This window comes from Streptomyces sp. NPDC005263 (assembly GCF_042872365.1).
Lineage (GTDB): Bacteria > Actinomycetota > Actinomycetes > Streptomycetales > Streptomycetaceae > Streptomyces.
Genome location: NZ_JBIAKJ010000001.1, coordinates 172,109 through 190,183 on the forward strand (window position 1 = coordinate 172,109; position 18,075 = coordinate 190,183).

At 69.4% G+C, this 18,075-nt stretch carries 13 protein-coding genes; 7 read left to right on the top strand and 6 right to left on the bottom strand.

Features of this window, described 5'->3' with window-relative positions:
• Positions 1-349 precede the first annotated feature (349 nt).
• Positions 350-874, top strand: coding sequence for a hypothetical protein (locus ACFYRY_RS00840; RefSeq protein ID WP_389138665.1), 525 nt, complete (start codon positions 350-352; stop codon positions 872-874).
• 213 nt (positions 875-1,087) lie between these two features.
• On the opposite strand, the gene tpg is transcribed toward ACFYRY_RS00840, so the two are convergent.
• From tpg to ACFYRY_RS00865, 5 genes are all read right to left on the bottom strand, one after another.
• Positions 1,088-1,645, bottom strand: a complete 558-nt coding sequence (gene tpg / locus ACFYRY_RS00845; protein ID WP_389138667.1) for a telomere-protecting terminal protein Tpg — start codon at positions 1,643-1,645, stop codon at positions 1,088-1,090.
• Positions 1,646-1,657: 12 nt separating this feature from the next.
• Entirely contained in the window at positions 1,658-3,898 is a 2,241-nt protein-coding gene (gene tap / locus ACFYRY_RS00850) for a telomere-associated protein Tap (RefSeq protein WP_389138669.1), read from the bottom strand.
• Positions 3,899-5,009: 1,111 nt separating this feature from the next.
• Entirely contained in the window at positions 5,010-6,134 is a 1,125-nt protein-coding gene (locus ACFYRY_RS00855) for a PQQ-dependent sugar dehydrogenase (RefSeq protein ID WP_389138671.1), read from the bottom strand.
• Between the two features lie 536 nt (positions 6,135-6,670).
• Positions 6,671-7,573: an aminoglycoside phosphotransferase family protein gene (locus tag ACFYRY_RS00860; RefSeq protein ID WP_389138673.1), complete on the bottom strand. Its 903-nt coding sequence runs from the start codon at positions 7,571-7,573 to the stop codon at positions 6,671-6,673.
• Positions 7,574-7,715: 142 nt separating this feature from the next.
• Positions 7,716-8,543: a methyltransferase domain-containing protein gene (locus ACFYRY_RS00865; protein ID WP_389138674.1), complete on the bottom strand. Its 828-nt coding sequence runs from the start codon at positions 8,541-8,543 to the stop codon at positions 7,716-7,718.
• Between the two features lie 188 nt (positions 8,544-8,731).
• Here ACFYRY_RS00865 and ACFYRY_RS00870 point away from each other — a divergent pair, with 188 nt between their 5' ends.
• The 4 genes from ACFYRY_RS00870 to ACFYRY_RS00885 all read left to right on the top strand — a co-directional run bounded on the left by ACFYRY_RS00870 (position 8,732) and on the right by ACFYRY_RS00885 (position 13,856).
• The gene (locus ACFYRY_RS00870) at positions 8,732-9,202 is read left to right on the top strand and encodes a DIP1984 family protein (protein ID WP_389140996.1); all 471 of its coding nucleotides are present in this window, start codon (positions 8,732-8,734) and stop codon (positions 9,200-9,202) included.
• Positions 9,203-9,812: 610 nt separating this feature from the next.
• On the top strand, positions 9,813-10,646 hold the full coding sequence (locus ACFYRY_RS00875) for a PIG-L family deacetylase (RefSeq protein WP_389138675.1): 834 nt from the start codon (positions 9,813-9,815) through the stop codon (positions 10,644-10,646).
• A gap of 242 nt (positions 10,647-10,888) precedes the next feature.
• On the top strand, positions 10,889-11,509 hold the full coding sequence (locus ACFYRY_RS00880) for an SRPBCC family protein (RefSeq protein ID WP_389138676.1): 621 nt from the start codon (positions 10,889-10,891) through the stop codon (positions 11,507-11,509).
• 34 nt (positions 11,510-11,543) lie between these two features.
• Positions 11,544-13,856 (top strand): FdhF/YdeP family oxidoreductase, encoded by a 2,313-nt coding sequence (locus ACFYRY_RS00885; RefSeq protein ID WP_389138677.1) that lies wholly within the window; start codon positions 11,544-11,546, stop codon positions 13,854-13,856.
• Between the two features lie 145 nt (positions 13,857-14,001).
• On the opposite strand, the gene ACFYRY_RS00890 is transcribed toward ACFYRY_RS00885, so the two are convergent.
• Positions 14,002-16,284, bottom strand: a complete 2,283-nt coding sequence (locus ACFYRY_RS00890) for a polyprenyl synthetase family protein (protein ID WP_389138678.1) — start codon at positions 16,282-16,284, stop codon at positions 14,002-14,004.
• Positions 16,285-16,435: 151 nt separating this feature from the next.
• Between ACFYRY_RS00890 and ACFYRY_RS00895 the strand changes: the two genes are divergently transcribed.
• Positions 16,436-17,044: an ABC transporter ATP-binding protein gene (locus tag ACFYRY_RS00895; protein WP_389138680.1), complete on the top strand. Its 609-nt coding sequence runs from the start codon at positions 16,436-16,438 to the stop codon at positions 17,042-17,044.
• On the top strand, positions 17,041-17,931 hold the full coding sequence (locus ACFYRY_RS00900) for an ABC transporter permease (protein ID WP_389138681.1): 891 nt from the start codon (positions 17,041-17,043) through the stop codon (positions 17,929-17,931). Before ACFYRY_RS00895 ends, ACFYRY_RS00900 begins: the two co-directional genes overlap by 4 nt.
• Positions 17,932-18,075 lie beyond the last annotated feature (144 nt).

Sequence of the window (18,075 nt, forward strand, 5' to 3'; positions counted from 1 at the left end):
CTTCTTGCGCAGAGAGCGGCGTTCTCCGCCTCCAACGAGGTCGGCGGCTCGGCCAGCACTTCGCCCGGAGCCCCCGGGGTCGGCTCCCTACGGCTGCCCGGCCCCAGTTCCGCAAGGTCTCGGGATTGATTCCGGCGGCGACCTGCCGGATCGTCGCCTCGGGCCGCGACCGGTACAGCGCGACCGCTTCCGCCTTGCACTGCTGCGGACAGTTCTTCATGGCCACGAGATGTCCGTTCTCAGATCCCCAGGATCCAGTGTCTCGTGTGTCCAGAATCAAGGGCCAAGGCCCGTTGCGTGACTGATCCCCAATGAGGGTTGTCAAGCAGCGAGCCATAGGCTGCGGTTCATGGAATCGTTGATCGCTGCCGTCCGTGAGCAGGAAGAAGCTGCCCGTTTTCTTGCTTGGCCGGGTGACTTCGACCTGGACCGAGGCGACCATGTCGAGGAAGTGCACCTCGCCTCAGGCGCCGCGCTCGAGGGGTTCGCCGGCGACGGTGCGGGCGGCACGTACTTCTTCTGCGGTGAAGGCGGCGAGGAACGTCCCGTCCTCTATGCCGGCTCCGAAGGAGGTGCGGCTCTGGTTGCCGTCGGCCTGCCCGAGTTGCTGCGGCTGCTGCTGGTCGTCCCGTGGTGGCGCGACTGCCAGGCATTCACGGACGAGGAGAGTCGCGAGCTTGAGGCCGAGTATCTGGAGGACATGCCGGACCTCGTGGCCCGGAGAGACCGCGCCGCCGCAGCCCTTGGCCTCGGGCTCCCGGACCAGGCAGAGGCCCTGGCCCGCTTGCGAGAGGTAGCCACCCAGTTGGGAGAAGACTTCGTGCTGATCTTCACGCCGGAGGGCCACCCCTATGAGCCGCTCTTCACGCCCTGAGCGCGCCACAGGCTCAAGCCGCGACGAGACCCCGCTGAGGGGGTTGAGCCTCGAAGGTTCGCTGATCACGTATGACTGCCCCTAGGACGGCCCGGCCCGCTCGCGGTCGTAGACGGGGAGGTGGAGGAGCCGCCGACCATGGCTGGTCAGGAGGGCGATCAGCAGAGCGCCCCGCCAGCCGCGTTCGGCGGTCCGGGGCGCGGTCGTCAGGATCTACAGGTCGAACTCGAGGTGTTCGACGTCGGTGAAGCGCACCTGCTCCAGCTGTCCGGCGCGGCGGCCGCCGTCCTGGAAGTACACCTCCTTGAGCGCCTCAGTGGCGATCTCCCTGAGGCGCTGCTCGGTGGCGCCCTGCTCCTGGGCCTCGAAGAGACGGGCGGCGTAGCGGGGCGGGAGTGCCACCGTGAGATGACGGAGCCGGTCCTCGTCAGTCGAGCCGATCGGCGCGGTGTAGCCGATCCGGGCCCGGGTGTCGATGACGATGCCGCCGGTGGTCGCGGCCTTCTCGCGGGCTTTGGCCCGGATCTGCGGCTGCCAGCGGGCCTTCACCTCGCGCTCCAGGCGCGCGGCGAGGTCCGGGCGCGGCTTCTTGATCTGGTCCTTCACGTACCGTTCGACGGTGCGCTGGGAGATGCGCAGCATCTGGGCGACGGCCTTGGTTCCCTTGAGCTGCTTGACCAGGTACCGCATCTGCGCGGGCGCGCTCTTGGGCGCCGGGCGGGTGAAGGACTTCTGCACCGCGGCGTCCAGGCCGTCCCCGAACAGGCTCATCGTCGCCCTCTCCTACTCTCCGTTGTCGACGTCGGTGACGGTGCCGTCCTTGATGTACCGGGCGAGGTTGAGCTCCGCGGCGTTGAACCGGTCGCGGACCTCTTCGCCCCACAGGACGCTCTGGGTGCCTTCATGCTTGACCAGGCCCGGGTTGATGCCGAGCTTGAACCCGCCGGGCAGCGGCTTGCCGTCCCGGTAGGGCAGGAAGTCCAGGGCCGATTCGCCGTTGGCCGCGTACACGACGCAGTCGGACAGGATCGCGACCGGGTACTGGCCGGTGAACGCCGCATGCTTGACGATTTTGCGGTGCAGGTTGATGCGCGTGCGGGCGATGACCGCCGCGCGGATGTCCGGCCGCCACGTCGGCCGGGCGAGGGCCCGCCACGGCTCACCCGGCCGCCAGCCCTCCCCGCGGGGGCGTTCGCGCAGCTTGCCCAGGCCTCCTTTGACCGTCGCCTTGACCGCCGAGACGACGATCGCCAGCTCGGGGTCGCGCTCCTTGTAGCCGTCCATCGCCGCCAGGAAGTCGGCCGGCGCCATGTCCGCGTGCACGCCGAGGTCGGCCATCGTGGCGAGGAAGGCATCGCGCAGGCGGTTGTACCAGCCGTCCAGGTACCGGCCGTTCTCGTACCGGACGTACGCCTCGATCGGCGCGACCTCGTAGCCGAGTTCCACCGCGTAGGCGACGGTGGGCGTGGCGTACCAGGCCGGGCCCTCGGGCCGCTCCCCCTTCGGCGTGAACGGGCTGGGCAGCAGACTCGCGTCCAGGTCCGCCCACTTGTCTTTGGCGATCTTCACCCGGGACAGGTCGACTTGGCTGAGGTCGACCAGCCAGGAGCCGGGCAGCTTCGGGTCGAACACCGGCGCCTTGACGTGCGTCGGCGCACCGAGACCGACGATCAGGCCGTTGGCGCCGGCGGCGAAGGCCATGTTCACGTCGATGCCGACCAGGTGCCGCAGGGTGCACTCGGCGTCCGTCATCGGCCGCGCCCAGTCGTAGGCCTCCTCGAACAGCTTCTCCGCCGGGCCGCGGACGTGGAAGCGCGGCAGGTCCGCCAGGAGTGGGTGCCCGTCCGGGGCCTCGCACGGTGCCGGATCGACCGGGTCCTTGCCCAGCGACCCGGGGTTGTGCTCGGAGTGCCGCTTACCCGTCGCGTCGGGCTCGGAGGCGCGGGTCGGAGGGTGCAGCGCGGTCATCAGCTCCAGGCCAGTGACGGCGGTGGAGCCGCGCGGCGTCATCACCCGCGACGCGTATACGCCCAGCACGCGGGCGAGTTCCGCCGGCGGAAGCTGCCCGGCCTCGCCCCAGTGGCGGGAGTCGAGTGCGTGCCAGGACGGGATGCACAGCTGGACGCAGTTGCGTTCCGGGCCCTGTGCCGGGCGGTAAATCCGCGCCCACGGCCCGAGCCCGCGCTTGGTCAGCTTCCAGTTGGCGCGGTCCAGCTGCTTGATGACCTTGTGGCCCTCCGGGATCCGCCCGGCGAGCCGCTCCTCATCGGTGAGGGCGGCCGGCAGGCCGTAGCGCTTCAGCGCGGCTTCGGTGAGTACGAGCAGCGGGTCGGCGTCGTTGCCGGGGCCGGACAGCTTCGGCTGCCCGAGCTGCGCCTCCTTGAGCGTCCAGTCCACCAGGGCCGGGATGGACTTGGCGGGCACGTCCAGGACTAGGCCGCCGGTGCAGTACGCGAGGACCTGGCCGTCATCGTCGACGTCGACGACGGCGAGCGGTCCGTTCGCGAAGCGCGGGTCGGTGCCGCCCGCCGGGGTTCCGGCCGGGACCGTCTTCCGCGCGCCCGGGCGGCGCGACGTCGATGTCGAGGTGCTCCCGGTGGTACGCGCAGGGCGCGGCACGGCTTGCTCAGCAGCGGCAGAGGCGGGGGCGGTTTGGGCGTTCTCGTGTTCGGCCAATACCGCAGCCTCGGAGGCCGGGGCCGCGGACAGCGTCCGTGCCTCCGCGGGGGCGGGCTGGCCGGTGAGCGTGGGGGGCACCGGATCCGGGGCGGGGGCGGGGGCGGGGTAGAGCTCCGCGAGTTTGTTCAGCAGCCGCGCGTACGCTTCACGTTCGGGGCCGCGTGGCTCGGTTGTCTTCTTGACCGACTCCCAGCCGGACAGCGTCGCCCGGCGCACCTTCAGCGCGGAAGCCACTTCGTCCAGCGTCAGCCCGTGGGACTGGCGCAGCCGCTTGCGCTCCTCCGCTGGCGGCAGCGGGGAGCGGGACGCGACCAGGGCGTCGACCGCGTCGAACAGCTCGGACATGGAGCACCTCCTGACTGACACCTTATCGAATTGACCGTACGAATCGCGCACAGCTCACGTACGTATCGCGCACGTCATTCGTTCGAAGGCCCCCTCTGTGCGCCAGCGTCCAGTGCGGGTCTCCTCGGGAATGGGCAGGCCAGCAGGTAGCTGAGGATTTCACGTACTCGGGGCTGTTCGCCGGGCCCCTTGGGGCGGGCCTCTGTGCCGCCGGGCGGTTGTCGGGTGCACTGAAGGCGGGCGAGGACGGTGTCGGGCACTACGGCGGCTTGTGCTGTCGCTGCGGCGCAGGCGCTGCAGGCGTCGGCGAGCCGCCATGGTCGTCCGCCGTGTTCGCATGCGAGGAGGAGGCGGATGGGGCCGGCGCAGCCGCGGTGGCGGGGGGTGCCAGTGGCAGCCGCGTTCATGACATTGGTAGATCCATCGGCGCGGGGGGGGGCGAAGATCGCCGCGTGCGTGCCGTGCGAGGTGGGCAAGGGCAGCCGCGCGTGCGGAGGCTGCGGTGATCTGCCCGCTGCCGTGCGGGCATTGCCGGCATACGAGAGCAAGTCCGCCGGTGGGCGAGCGCGGTTCCACGGTCCAGGCACGTGGTGTCGTCGGACATGCTGGGCGCACCCCACCCGACGAGCTCTTCAGCACCCTGTGCCGCGGGCACGACCTGCCCCGCCCGGCTCAGGACTGACTCCCGCCCGAGGGTCTGTCGCAGATCACCCGAACCGGCGAGGCCCGCCCGAATACTCAATCAAGCGTTTTGCCCGCCGAGTGCCGCTGGCATGTCAGCTCCGGCGTTGCCTCTAGGCAGCTTCTGCAAAAAGCAGCCCCTGCCGGGTTCCCGTCAGGGCCGTTGTGCGTCCGCGTCCTCCACTCACCACGGCACCGATGTCACGAGACGGCCCAGCCAGCCGACGGAGAGGGAGGAGGCGTTGACCTCCAGCGCGGTGCCGACGCCCCTGTACTGGGGGTCTGCCAGGCCGTTTCGTCGGCCGGCTCCGCGCTGGTCCGGGCCGGCCGCCGCGCCTGCGGCGACGGCCCGGTGGAGTTGTTCATGGTGCGCGCCTTCCTTTCGCGTGAAGGCGGGCTCACCCCTTCACGGGATGGGTGTGAGGGGGAGTCATTTGACGGCGATCCGCAGGATGCGGTCCTTGTTGTCGCCTCGGTCGGTCGTGCCGAGCCAGAGTTCGTCGGCGCCGGGCACCTTGGCGAGCGCCCGCAGTCGGCCGTAGGTGCCGCTGTAGTACGACCTGGCCGTTCCGACGGACTTGCCGGTGCTGTCGATCGGCAGGGCCCACAGGCGCTGACCGAGCAGCGTCGTGACGTAGATGACGTCGTGCTTGATCGCGATCTGGGCGGGCACGCCGCCCTGGTCCGGGTTCCAGACCTTCTTGGGGTTGGTCATACCGGCCTTGGCGCAGGACCCCTCGCAGGTGGGCCAGCCGTAGTTCCGGCCCGGCTCGACGAGATTGAGCTCGTCCCAGGTGTTCTCGCCGATCTCGGTCTCCCACAGTCTGCCGCGGGTGTCCCAGGCGAGGCCCTGCGCGTTGCGGTGGCCGAGGCTGTAGACGCGGTTGCCGAACGGGTTGCCGGGCGCCGCCGCGCCGCTTTTCGTGATGCGCAGGATCTTTCCGTTGAGGGAGTTCTTGTCCTGTGCGAGATTGCGCTTGAGGGCGTCGCCGACGCTGACGTACAGATAGCCGTCGGGGCCGAACGCGATGTTGCCGCCGTTGTGGTCGCCGCCCCGGGTGATTCCGCCGAGTACGACCTTGTAGTCGCTGAGTGAGCTGCCGTTGAAGTGCATTTTCGCGACCCGGATCGCGGAGGCGGCCGTGTGGACGAAGAAGATGTCCTTGTCCGTGGTGCCGTTCCAGGTCGGCGAGGGGGCGACGCCAAGCAGTCCGCCCTTGCCCCCGCTCGGGGACGGGGGGACCGTGTGGGGGACCGTGCCCACCTTCTTCTTCGAGCCGTCGCTCGCCTGGAGCCATACGGCGGCGGTGAAGCGCTCGGTCACCAGGGCTCGTTTCCCGCCGGGCAGGAAGGTGATGGCCCAGGGTCTGGTCCATTTGTCGGAGAGGACGGTAGCGCCCGAGGGCGCCCCGACAGCTCGGGTGTCTCCTGCGGGGTCGGCCGCAGCCGCCGACGCGGGCTGCAGGAGGCAGGCACCGAGTACAACGGTGACGGCGGCGATCGCGGCCCTGCCGGGCCGGAATCGGTGTGGTGCCGGTTGCGTCAAGGGTGGCATTCAGATGCCCTTTCCTGTCGTGGGGGCGACCGGCCGCTCAGTGCAAGGGAATTCGCCGCCGAATCGAACAAAAGGAGGGAAGCGGGCCAAAATATGGCAACGCCTCCCTCAAGGAGTATCGGGGCCAGGTTTTCGCGCTGGCCACCGGAGATCGTCCATCCTGCTGACGGCCCCGGCCGCCGGGCAGCCTCAGTCGGCGCCGGCTCGCCCGGCCGACCGATTCGGCCATCCTGACTGGGCAGTTGGGCCAGGACAGCAGCAGCGTCCACGAAGCGCTCCCCTGACGGCGTGGGAGAGCGGGTGGCATCGTGCGCGGCGGGCGGATGCCCGCACTCTCATGCCCGGCGCAGTCGAGGGGCTCCGGGTCAGCCTGACCGGCACCGAGGACACCTCCGCCAGCCCGATCGGGACCACAGGCAGCACACGGCTCTGATCCTTGGGACCCCCACCCCCCGGTGGGGGTCGATCAACCCACGAAAGCGGACTGCCCCACCGCCCTCAACCAACACCGAGCACACATTCAAGGGAAGCCCGCGTCAAGCGCCCTTCAGAACACGATCAAGCGCCGCCCGGCCTTCAGGCCCCCAGTGCGGCTTGCCGCCAGGAAGACCTCGAACACCGTTCTGCCCCATGAGCATCAGGAAGAGGCTCTTCACAACGGCCAGCCCCCGGGCGCGCCGGATCGCCGCCTCGTCTGCATGCGCGTACACGTCGAAGAACCGTGAGGCCATGCCCGCGGGCAGCAGCACCCACGCGGCAGCGAGGTCCCACGCCGGATCGCCGGCGGACAAGGCACCGAAGTCGACGATGCCCGAGAGCGTTCCGTCCGAGACGACAACGTTCGCGGGATGGAGATCGCCATGCACCCACACCGGCGGCCCCTCCCACTCGGGGGCCGCGACCGCATCGTCCCAGACCACCCGGACCTCGGCAGCGACCCCGTCAGGGACTACAGCCTGGAAGAAACTCTCAAAGCCGTCCGTGCAGTCCCTGGGATGCACACCGAAGTCCGCAGAGACCGGCGCCTCAGCAGGCGCCTCCACATGAAGCGCCCGGAGAAAACCCGCCAGCGTGTCGGCCGCGTGAACGCCGCGGCTGATCGAGCCGTGATCCAGCGGCTCCCCGTCAACCCACGTCATCACGGTCCAGAGCTTGGGGAAACGCTCTGACGGTTCACCGAACAGCACCGGAACCGGCACCGGAAGCGGCAGACGCGGAGCCAGCACGGGCAGCCATCGCCGCTCCTTGAGCTGAACCTCCGGGGAGGGGTCCATCCGCTGCACCCGCACAGCCAGCTCCTCCCCCAGTCGCCACATCTGGTTGCCCCAGCCGCCCGCCACCTCGCGGATGGCCAGCCCCGCAAGGTCTGGATGCTGCTCCCGCAACACGTCACGAACCAGATCCGCAGTGATCTCGAAATCGGTGCCCGTATCGGTCATGCGACGCCACAGTACTGACGGGACAGTACTGACGGGACAGACGAAGCGACTCCCACGCTCCTGAACACCCCACTGTGATCCCCCCGGACCAGCCCAGCCAGGCCGCGCCGCGGCCGACAACTCAGAGATCGGCCCCAGGCCCTCACCCGGCGCGCTGTCCGACACGCAAGACGCTCAGATAACGACGTGACGCCCGATCGCCCAGTCGCGTGCGGATGCGCCCGGCGATGGCGTCCAGCAGAGGCTCACGGACATCCCGGTCGAGCCTGCGATACAGCGACTGCGAGCGAAGGTGATCGGCGAAACCGTCCCCGTCGAACCACTGAACGGTCGGATACCAGCGCACGATCGCCGGGCCGAAGAGTCCTCCGGGACCGTCGACCGGGCCCCACCCCTCGTCAGTGGTGCGCACCTCGTCCTCCAGCGGCGGATGACCCCAGTCGGGGTTGCCGGGACAGAACCGCTCGTGGAGATCGGCGGTCTCGGCATACACCTCCGGCTCTCCCGGCCGGCGGACCACCACGTGGCCCAGCAACGCCATCCAGCCCCCGGGAGAGAGCACGTCGTGCGCCCGCGGCCAGCCGATCAACGGGTCGACCCAGTGCCACGACGACGCGGCCACCACACCATCGAAACGCCGACCGCGGTCATCCCACTCCTCGAACGTCGACGTCTCAACTTCGACATTACGGAAGGAGGCAATCCGGCGGCGAGCGAGTGCGGCCATGTCCACGCCCGGCTCGACGGCGGTCACTGAGTATCCGAGCGCTGCCAGCGAGCGCGTAGCCTGACCGGTACCGCAGCCCACCTCCAGCACCGACGACCCTTCGCCCATGCCACTGACCACGCCGAGATCCGCGAACAGCTCGTCGGGGTACCCCGGCCGGACCCGGTCGTAGAGCTCCGGCACCTCATTGAACACCCGGCCGAGGCCATGCCGATTCGAGAACGCCTTCGGATCATCGGTCACGACGACACAAACTACGCCCCTCGCCCATGGGGACACCACTCATTCCCCAGCAACCACTGACGTGCCAAGGGGCTGTCCGCCCTCACTCCCGTGGCTGGTCAGGGCCCTGGCGGAGCAAAATCCAGGTGCGTATGAGCCGGTTCGCACTCGTATACTCGTGCGGGCTCATGGAGGGGGAAGCGGAGACAGTGAAGCTTGCTGAGGCACTGGCGGAACGTGCGGAGGCGACGCGCCGTGCAGAACAGCTGCGAGCGCGTGTCGTCAGCAGTGCGCGGTACCAGGAAGGGGAGACGCCAGCCGAGGACGCGGCTCAACTGTTGGCTGAGGCCGGTGAGGTGCTGGACACTCTGGAAACGTTGATCCGGCGGATCAACCGGACCAATGCCACCGTGGAGATGGGTCCGGACGGCACGCTCACCGATGCCCTCGCACGCCGGGATGTCCTGCGGTTGCGTCACTCCGTGGTCACCGCGGCAGCGGACGCGGCGGCAGGCAAGGGCGAGCGGGGATACGGCCGGCAGCTCCGGTCCGAGCTGATGATGCTTTCCGCGCTTCCGGTCGCGGAACTGCGCGCTCAGGCGGATGCCCTCGCCCGGGAGATCCGCGAGGTCGATGTGCGGATCCAGCGTACGAACTGGGAGGTCGATCTGCTGGACTGAGTAGTCCAGCAAGCTCGATGTGGAGCAGGTAGCAGCTTCGGAGGCGTGCACACACCGAGGGCCGGCGGTTTTCCAGCCCACTCCTGGCGCGTGAAGAGCAACGCGGGGGTTCGACTCCCCCATCAACAGCGCAGCTCAGCATCGCGTACAGGTAACGGTGCACATCGCACAGCACATCACCACGTGCAGATCCGAGGCGGCGAGGGCGGGTTCGGGGCTTTCCACATCGCAGCACCATGGAGACGGCGATCTCCGGCGGCTACTGTGGCGATATTGGCGGCGCTCCTCCATCTGTCGCGATCGAGACTTCCGCGACATCCAGGTCGTTCGAGAGCGCTGGCCACTGGCCCCCTCAGACGACCTGGCAACCGCGCTGGTCAGCAGCCCGCCCCTCGTTCGCGGCGAAACGCCCACACCTGGGAGATCAAACGGCCGCGTCGGGAACAGCCGGCCCGGTCGGCACGGTTGCATCGACCGAGGGACCGGCGCCGCGCGGGCGGGAAAGACGGAGACCAGCGGGTCGTCCGCCCCACCAGGATCCAGTTCCCAGGAGCGGTACACCCGCCGCCCAGTCGGACCCAGACGAATTTCTGCAGGAGGACTGTTTTTCATGACTGACCGGCCCTTGACGCTCATGGCAGTACACGCCCATCCCGACGACGAGGCCACCAGCACCGGAGGGGTCCTCGCGCGATACGCGTCGGAAGGCATCCGCACGGTTCTCGTGACATGTACCGACGGCGGCTGCGGTGACGGACCGGGGGGCGTCAAGCCGGGCGATCCCGGGCACGATCCGGCGGCGGTGGCCCTGATGCGCCGTCAAGAACTCGAGGCGAGCCGTGACGTCCTGAAGGTCAGCGATCTGGAGATGCTGGACTATGCCGACTCCGGCATGATGGGCTGGCCCACCAACCATGCCCCCGGATCCTTCTGGCAGACCCCCGTCGAGGAAGGCGCGGCCCGACTCGCGGAACTCATGGAGCACCACCGACCTGATGTGGTCGTCACCTACGACGAGAACGGCTTCTACGGCCATCCCGATCACATCCAGGCCCACCGCATCACGATGGCGGCGCTGGAGATGACCGCGCTGACACCGAAGGTGTACTGGACCACGATTCCCCGCTCGGGGATGCAGCGGTTCGGGGAGATCATGCGCGAGTTTCAACCGGACATGCCGGAGCCGGACCCTGCCGAAGCCGCCGCGTTGGCCGAACTCGGCCTCCCCGACGATGAGATCACCACGTGGGTCGACACCACCGCGTTCAGCGGGCAGAAGTTCGACGCGCTGGCCGCGCACGCCAGTCAGGGCGAGAACATCTTCTTCCTCAGGATGGGCAAGGAGAGGTTCGGCGAGTTGCTGGGCACGGAGACCTTCGTACGTGTCCAGGACGCCACCGGCGCGGCCGTACCCGAGACCGATCTCTTCGCCGGACTGCGCTGATCCACCCATCCGGAGCGGAACTCGGGGAAGCTCACCGGCCGCACGGCACGATCGAGCGGCTTACGGAGATGGGCTCCCTTCGATCAGGAATCCTGGTCGGCGGCGCCGGAGCAACGACGGGTCCGGCGGCACAGGGAGGACTCGAAGTGCGCGATGGGGGAACCGGAGGAGAAGCCCTGACGCAGGAGGGGAAGGCCGGGCGCCTGGACTACCGGCTCCCGTACCCCGGAAGAGAGAACGCGATGGCGCACGAAGACGACGCCCGGCAGGCCGTGCCGAACGTGCCGGGGATGCGTACGGACGGCGACGGTGTCACGCGCCGCCGTCCGCTGCGGGAGCGGCACGTCGAGGAGACGGTCGAGGTCGCGGTGCCGGTTCGGACGGCGTACAACCAGTGGACGCAGTTCAAGAGCTTCCCGCGCTTCTCGACCGTGGTGCACGGCGTCGAGCAGATCAGGCCCACCGTGACCGCCTGGACCATCGGCTACGGACCCCTGCGCCACCGCTTCGCGGTGGAGATCGTGGAGCAGGACCCCGACGCCTACCTGGCCTGGCGGGGGCTGGAGCAGACCCCCTCCCACCAGGGCGAGGTCGAGTTCAGGCCGACGGAGTCCGGCGGCACCGCGATCACCGTCCGGATGCTCCTGGAACCACGGGGAGCCGCGCGGATCCTCACCCGCTCGTCCAGGGCGGCCCGGCTGACAGCCCGTCTGGTGCACGGCGAACTCATGAACTTCAAACAGTTCCTGGAGGGAATGGGGCAGGAGGGCGGGGCCTGGCGCGGCACCATCCGCAACGGCCGCGTGCAGCACGATCACCCGGAACCGCCCAGGAGCCGCGTGGCCCAGTGGCCTGTCGGCTGACGGCGTGCCGGACACGGCGAGAGAAAGGCGAACCATGCAGAACGCGCCCGGCGAGGAGCCCGAGACAACCCTCTCCGTGACACCGCCGAAGAAATGGGCGGCGGGAGTCCCCGCGGTCGTGCACGCGCTGGAGTACTCCCTGGAGCAGACCTCCCCGCGCAAGACCGGGGTGGACCTGCTGACCATGAACCAGGTGGGCGGGATCGACTGTCCCGGCTGCGCATGGGCGGACCCGGCCCCTGGCCGACGCCATCGCAACGAGTACTGCGAGAACGGCGCCAAGCACATCAACGACGAGGCCACCACGCGCCGGATCACCGCCGACTTCTTCCGTGAGCACAGCGTCTCGGACCTCGCCGGCCGCTCCGACATGTGGCTCAACCAGCAAGGCCGGCTCACCGAGCCGGTGATCAAGCGGCCCGGCTCCGAGCACTATGAGCCCATCAGCTGGAACGACGCCCTGGGCGTCCTCGCGGGTGAACTGAAGGCGCTGTCCTCCCCCGACGAGGCCGTCTTCTACACCTCCGGCCGCGCCAGCAACGAGGCCGCCTTCGTCCTGCAGCTCTTCGCCCGCGCCTTCGGCACCAACAACCTGCCGGACTGCAGCAACATGTGCCACGAGTCCAGCGGCTTCGCCCTGAGCGAGACCCTGGGCACCGGCAAGGGCACCGCCAGCCTCGACGACCTCCACCACGCCGATCTGATCTTCCTGGTCGGGCAGAACCCGGGCACCAACCACCCGCGCCAGCTCAGCGCGTTGGAGGAGGCCAAGCGGGGCGGCGCCCGGATCGTGGCGGTCAACCCGCTGCCGGAGGCCGGGCTGCGGCGCTTCAAGAACCCGCAGACGGCGCGCGGGGTCGCCGGACGCGGCACCCAGATCGCCGACCGCTTCCTGCACATCAAGCCCGGCGGCGACCTCGCCTTGTTCCAGTCCCTCAACCGCCTGCTCCTTGAGGCCGAGGACGCCCGGCCCGGCAGCGTCCTGGACCACGACTTCATCGACGCCCACACCACCGGCTTCGAGGAGTTCGCCCAGCACGCCCGCACCGTCGACTGGGACGACGTGCGCACGGCGACCGGACTGACTCGCGAGGAGATCGAGAAGGTCCGCGACGAGGTCCTCAGGAGCGAACGCGTCATCGTCTGCTGGGCGATGGGCGTCACCCAGCACAAGCACGGCGTGCCCACCATCCGGGAGATCGTCAACTTCCTGATGCTGCGCGGCAACCTGGGGCGCGCCGGCACCGGCGCCTGCCCGGTGCGCGGTCACAGCAACGTCCAGGGTGACCGCACCATGGGCATCTGGGAGCAGATGCCGGACACCTTCCTGGACGCCCTGCAGAAGGAGTTCGGCTTCGACCCGCCGCGCCCGCACGGCCTGGACTCGGTGAACTCGATCAAGGCGATGCGCGAGGGCCGCGTCAACGTCTTTCTCGCTCTGGCCGGCAACTTCGTGCGCGCCGCTCCCGACAGCGAGGTCACCGAGGAGGCGATGCGCTCGTGCCGGCTGACCGCCCACATCTCCACCAAGCTCAACCGCTCGCACACCGTCTGCGGCGACACCGCGTTGATCCTGCCGACCCTGGGGCGCACCGAGCGTGACGTCCAGGCCGACGGCGAACAGTTCGTCACCGTCGAGAACTCCATGAGCGAGGTGCACACCTCCCAGGGTCGCCTCGAACCGGCCTCCACGCTGCTGCTCAGTGAAGTCGCCATCCTGTGCCGGCTCGCCCGCCGCACCCTGGACGGCAAGGCGGACATCCCCTGGGACGAGTTCGAGGGCGACTACGGCACCATCCGCGACCGCATCTCCCGCATCGTGCCGGGCTTCCACGACTTCAACGCGCGGGTGACCCGCCCCGGGGGCTTCCAACTGCCCAATCCGGTCAACGAGGGCGTCTTCAACAACAAGGTCGGCAAGGCCCTGTTCACCTGCAACGAACGCGTGGTCCCCCGGGCACCCGAGGGTCACCTGCTGCTTCAGACGCTGCGCTCGCACGACCAGTGGAACACCGTCCCCTACACCAACAACGACCGCTACCGCGGCATCCACGGCAGCCGCCACGTCGTGCTCGTCAACCCGGCCGACCTGACCGAACTCGGCCTCGCTCAGGGCGATCACGTCGACCTGGTGAGCGTCTGGTCGGACGGCTCCGAGCGCCGGGCCGAGAACTTCGCAGTCGTGCCCTACCCGGCCGCCAAGGGCTCGGCCGCCGCCTACTACCCGGAGACGAACGTCCTGGTGCCGCTGGACAGCGTCGCCGACATCAGCAACCAGCCCACGTCGAAGGGCATTGTGGTGCGCCTCGAACCCACCTTTGACCGGAAACCGTCCACACCCGCCTGACCGGCTCTCCCCCTCCATGCTGCGCCTGGTACCCCTCGGCGCCGACGCGCGAGGCGAGCGCGGGGTCGGGGTCGGCTGTACGGGTGGCACCGTGGGCCTTTTCGATCTGCCGACTGCGGACCGGTAGCCGCCAGAGCTTCATCCGTCAGTGGAAGACTCGGTCGGTCTCACGTTGAGCGGCGTACCAGCCCAGGGCGCGCACCATGGCCTTGTGCGGGGTGGGCGGGAGGAGAGCGTCCAGGTTCGTCCAGGCTTCGTCGACGAGGGTTCGGGCTTCGGTCGTGCAGGCTTCGAGCGCCCCGCTCCGGAGGATGAGCTGGGACGCTGCGCGGGCGCCGGCGTCGGAGCGCTGCCGGAGCGTGTCGCGCAGGCGTCGGCGGTCGGTCGCGTCGAGGCGTGCGACAGCGTGGGCCACCGGGTAGGTGACCTCGCCGTTGCGCAGGTCCTCGGCGGGCGATCGGGTGGTGATGCCCTGCTGGTGTTCCTCCGCGGTGACCAGTCCGTACAGGTCGGCGACGTCGTCGGTGATCTGGTAGGAGGTTCCGACGGCTTCGAAGTACCGGCAGACGGCGTCGAGTTGCCGCTCGTCGGCGCCGCCGAGGATCGCGGCGACTTCGGCGGTGCTGCGCACCAGCATCCCGGTCTTGAGGCGGTGTGCGGTGCGGACCTCGTCGAGGAGCGGACGGGCGTCGCCCGTGGTGACGGCTTCGTCGAACGCTGTGTGGTGTCCGGCGATGTCCAGGGCCTGGCCGGCGTGGGCGGCGCGCAGGTCTCGAAGGTAGAGACGGTAGATGCGCAGCATGGTGGCCGGGTCGGCCTGCGGGACCCGCTGCATGAGGGCGTCGAAGGTGTAGTAGCCGAGGGTGCCCGCGGTGATGGCGGGGGCGGTGCCGAAGACCTCGTGGACGCTGGGACGGCCCCGACGGGTGGGAGAGTCGTCCTGGATGTCGTCGATGACCAGTGCGGAGACGTGGAGGAGCTCGGTGATCGCGGTGAGCGGCCGGTAGGGCTCGGGGTCGGCGTCGAGGAGACACAGGACGGCCGCGGCGACGTAGGGGCGCCAGGACCGTCCGGGGTTGTTCAGCAGGTGGAGGAGCGGAGCGGAGACCGCTTGGTGGAGTCGGGCCCGTGCGCTCGCGTCGAGGCCGGTCAGGCCGCTGGTGCCGGTGAGGAGTCCGAGCGCGGCGTCGTCGCGCGGGTCCGGGGAGTACAGAGCCGCGGCTTCCGCGCCGGCGATGTCGTGGGTACGGCGCATGTAGTGCTCGATGTCGCCGATGGTGTTGGTCGGCAGGGTCTGCAGGAAGGCGGTGCCGCTGACGGGTGTGGTTCCCATGGTGCCGTGGACGGCCGCGGGGCTCTCCCACATGGCGCGGCCCACGACCAGGGTGCGCACCTCACCCTCGGCGATGGTCGCGGTGATCTCGGCTTCCAGGCCGAGGTCGGGCACGCTCACGTGCACCGTGGTGGGGTAGGTGTTGAGGGTGGCCAGTGAGGTCCAGTGCGTCAGGGGCCGCCACGTCAGGTCGTGGTAGCTCACGGTTCCGTCGGGGGCGACCGCTGTGGCGCGGGTGAGTTCCAGTCCGTCGGCACCGGTGGTGGGATCGCTGGTACGCGAGTGGATGCAGCTGATCTCCCAGCCGTTGTCGAGCTGGATACCGGCCCACTCCCAGGTGTGGTCCGGTGTCCCCGGGGTTCGTTGGGCGTCGTAGTAGGTCGCACCCCAGTCCTGCTCGAACCAGGCGTGGCCCTCCAGCTGTATCTGTGTGCCGTCTTCCCGGTGAACCGTGCCGTGGGCGCGCAGCCTCGGTACGAAGTACGACGTCATCGCGTCCGCGTCGGTGGGCAGCCGGCCCGGGTGGCGGCCCTGGTCATCGAACTGCGGGGCCGCGTTCTTGGTGGGGGCGAGGACGAGTTCGAAGCGTTCCCCGTCCTCGAGGACCAGTCGGTATCCGCCGTCCTCCTGGCGGCGCAGGGCCGCCAGGTCGCCGAAGGAGATGTCCAGGGTGTCGGCCGATTCGATGACGGGCTCGGCCAGCAGCCGGTCGGGCAGCAGGGGGCCTTCGGCGAGAGCCTGCGTCAGTGCTTCGCGGACCCGGGGATCCTGTGCGGTGTCGCCTGCGAGTGCCTTGCGGACCGTGTCGTGCATGGAGGGCGTGAGCCAGGTGCTCCGGGACACACCGGTCGGGCCCGAGCGGACGGACACCAGGGCGTGGCCGGGGGCGGCGTCGTCGTCATGGACGTCGTGGTGGCGCAGCATGCTGATCATCCACGTGTACGCGTTGCCGTCCTCGTCGCGCAGATGACCGTTGAGGTACCACGCTTCGGCGCCGGCGGAGGGGTGGGGTAAGCCGAAGACCGCCGGGTCGCCGGCGTCACGCGGTGTGGCGTGCGAGGGAACATGCGCTGCGGGGCGGGAGGAGGTGGCCATGCGGGGACCATAGATGTCCGTCGCTTCCGTGACGGGCCACCGGTTGTCCGACCATCAGATCGGATGAACGTCCCGTCGATAAACATCCGAATCGCCGTGTCGTAGCCGCACCCTGCTCGTTGGGTGGAACGCCAAGGGGAGGAGGCCATCGATGGACGTACGAGGCGTGCACCACGCCTACGGCCGACGTGAGGTCCTGCGCGGCATCGACTTACGGCTGGAGGCTGGGGTTCTGGCCGGTGTCGTCGGGGAGAACGGCGCGGGCAAGTCGACTCTGCTGAAGATTCTCTCGGGCGAACTGGCCCCCGATCGAGGCACGGTCACCCACGAGGGCGGGTTCGGGTACTGCCCTCAGACAGCTGTCCTCAACGACGCGCTGACCGTCCGCCAGCATCTGGACTACTTCAAGGTCGCCTACGGCCTGAGCGACCTGGGCCGCGCCGAAGAGGTCATGGACGCACTGCAGTTCAGCGAGTACGCCGACGAGCGGACCGCGGTCCTCAGCGGCGGGACCCGGCAGAAGCTCAACCTGACCCTCGCCCTCATGCACGACCCGCAGGTCCTGCTGCTGGACGAGCCCTACCAGGGCTTCGACTGGGACACCTACCAGCGGTTCTGGGACCTGGCCAGGTGGCTGCGCGACGCGGGCCGGTCCGTGCTCGTGGTCTCCCACCTCGCCTACGACGCCGAACGCCTCGACGTGTTGTGGCGCCTGGACGGCGGTCTCCTGCATGAACAGACCACGGAGCGTGCGGCATGACGTCCCTCCGGACCTTGCGCCGCCACCGCACGTTCTTCACGACCGCGGCCCGTTACGCGCTGACCGAGCATGTGCGCAACCGCTTCGCCGTGGTGCTCGTTGCCCTGTTCATTCCGGTGTGGACGGCGCTGGCGTTCTTTTCCGTCCCGGACACCCGCACCCGCTTCCGGCTGCGCGCCACCGGACACCTGCTCGCCCCTCACGGCAACCAGCTCACCGAGATCACCGGCGCCCTCAACGCCGTCACCCTGATCATCGGCTTCATGATGTTCGCGGCCTCCTTCGTCAACGGCCGCTTCGACCGCCGCCTCGCCCTGGCCGGCTACCCCCGCACCCACCTCGTCCTGGCCAAGCTCATCTCCCTGACACTGATCTCCGCAGCCGTGGCCGCCTACGCGACAGCTCTCACCTGCGTCTTCTGGAAACCCCAGCAACCGGCCCTGCTCGCAGCGGCCCTCTTCCTCGCCGGCATCACCTACGGCGCCCTGGGCGTCGCCTTCGGCTCTCTGCTACGCCGCGAAGTGGAAGGCATGTTCGCCATCGTGATGACCAGCGTCATCGACCTGGCTCTCCAAAACCCCCTCTACAGCTCCAGCTCAAACGGCAGCGTCGTGCGTTTCCTGCCCTCCTACGGCGCCATGCAGGCCGCCACGGGCGCCGGGTTCTCCGCCACTCCCCTGCCGAAGTACCTGGCCATCCAGGCCGGATGGTTCACGGCCACCGCCCTCACCGGTCTGCTCGCCTTCCACATCCGCACCCGAAACAGCCTCAACGGCCCACGACCGCGCATCACCGCGCAGCGCACCGCTGACACCACCCCACCGACTGCCCCCGGGCCCGTTCCAGCACCCAGCGGGCCCCCACAGCAACAGGACGGTCCGCGGTGACCCGGCCCGCACGGGTGGAGGGCGTGGTCGGTTGCTGATGATGCTCAAGTCCCCAGGCTGAGGCCATGACGGCGGCAAGGATGTCGCGGTGACGGGCGTTGGCGTCGCGCTCGGGGTCCGGGGACTCCTTCCAGGTCTTGGTCC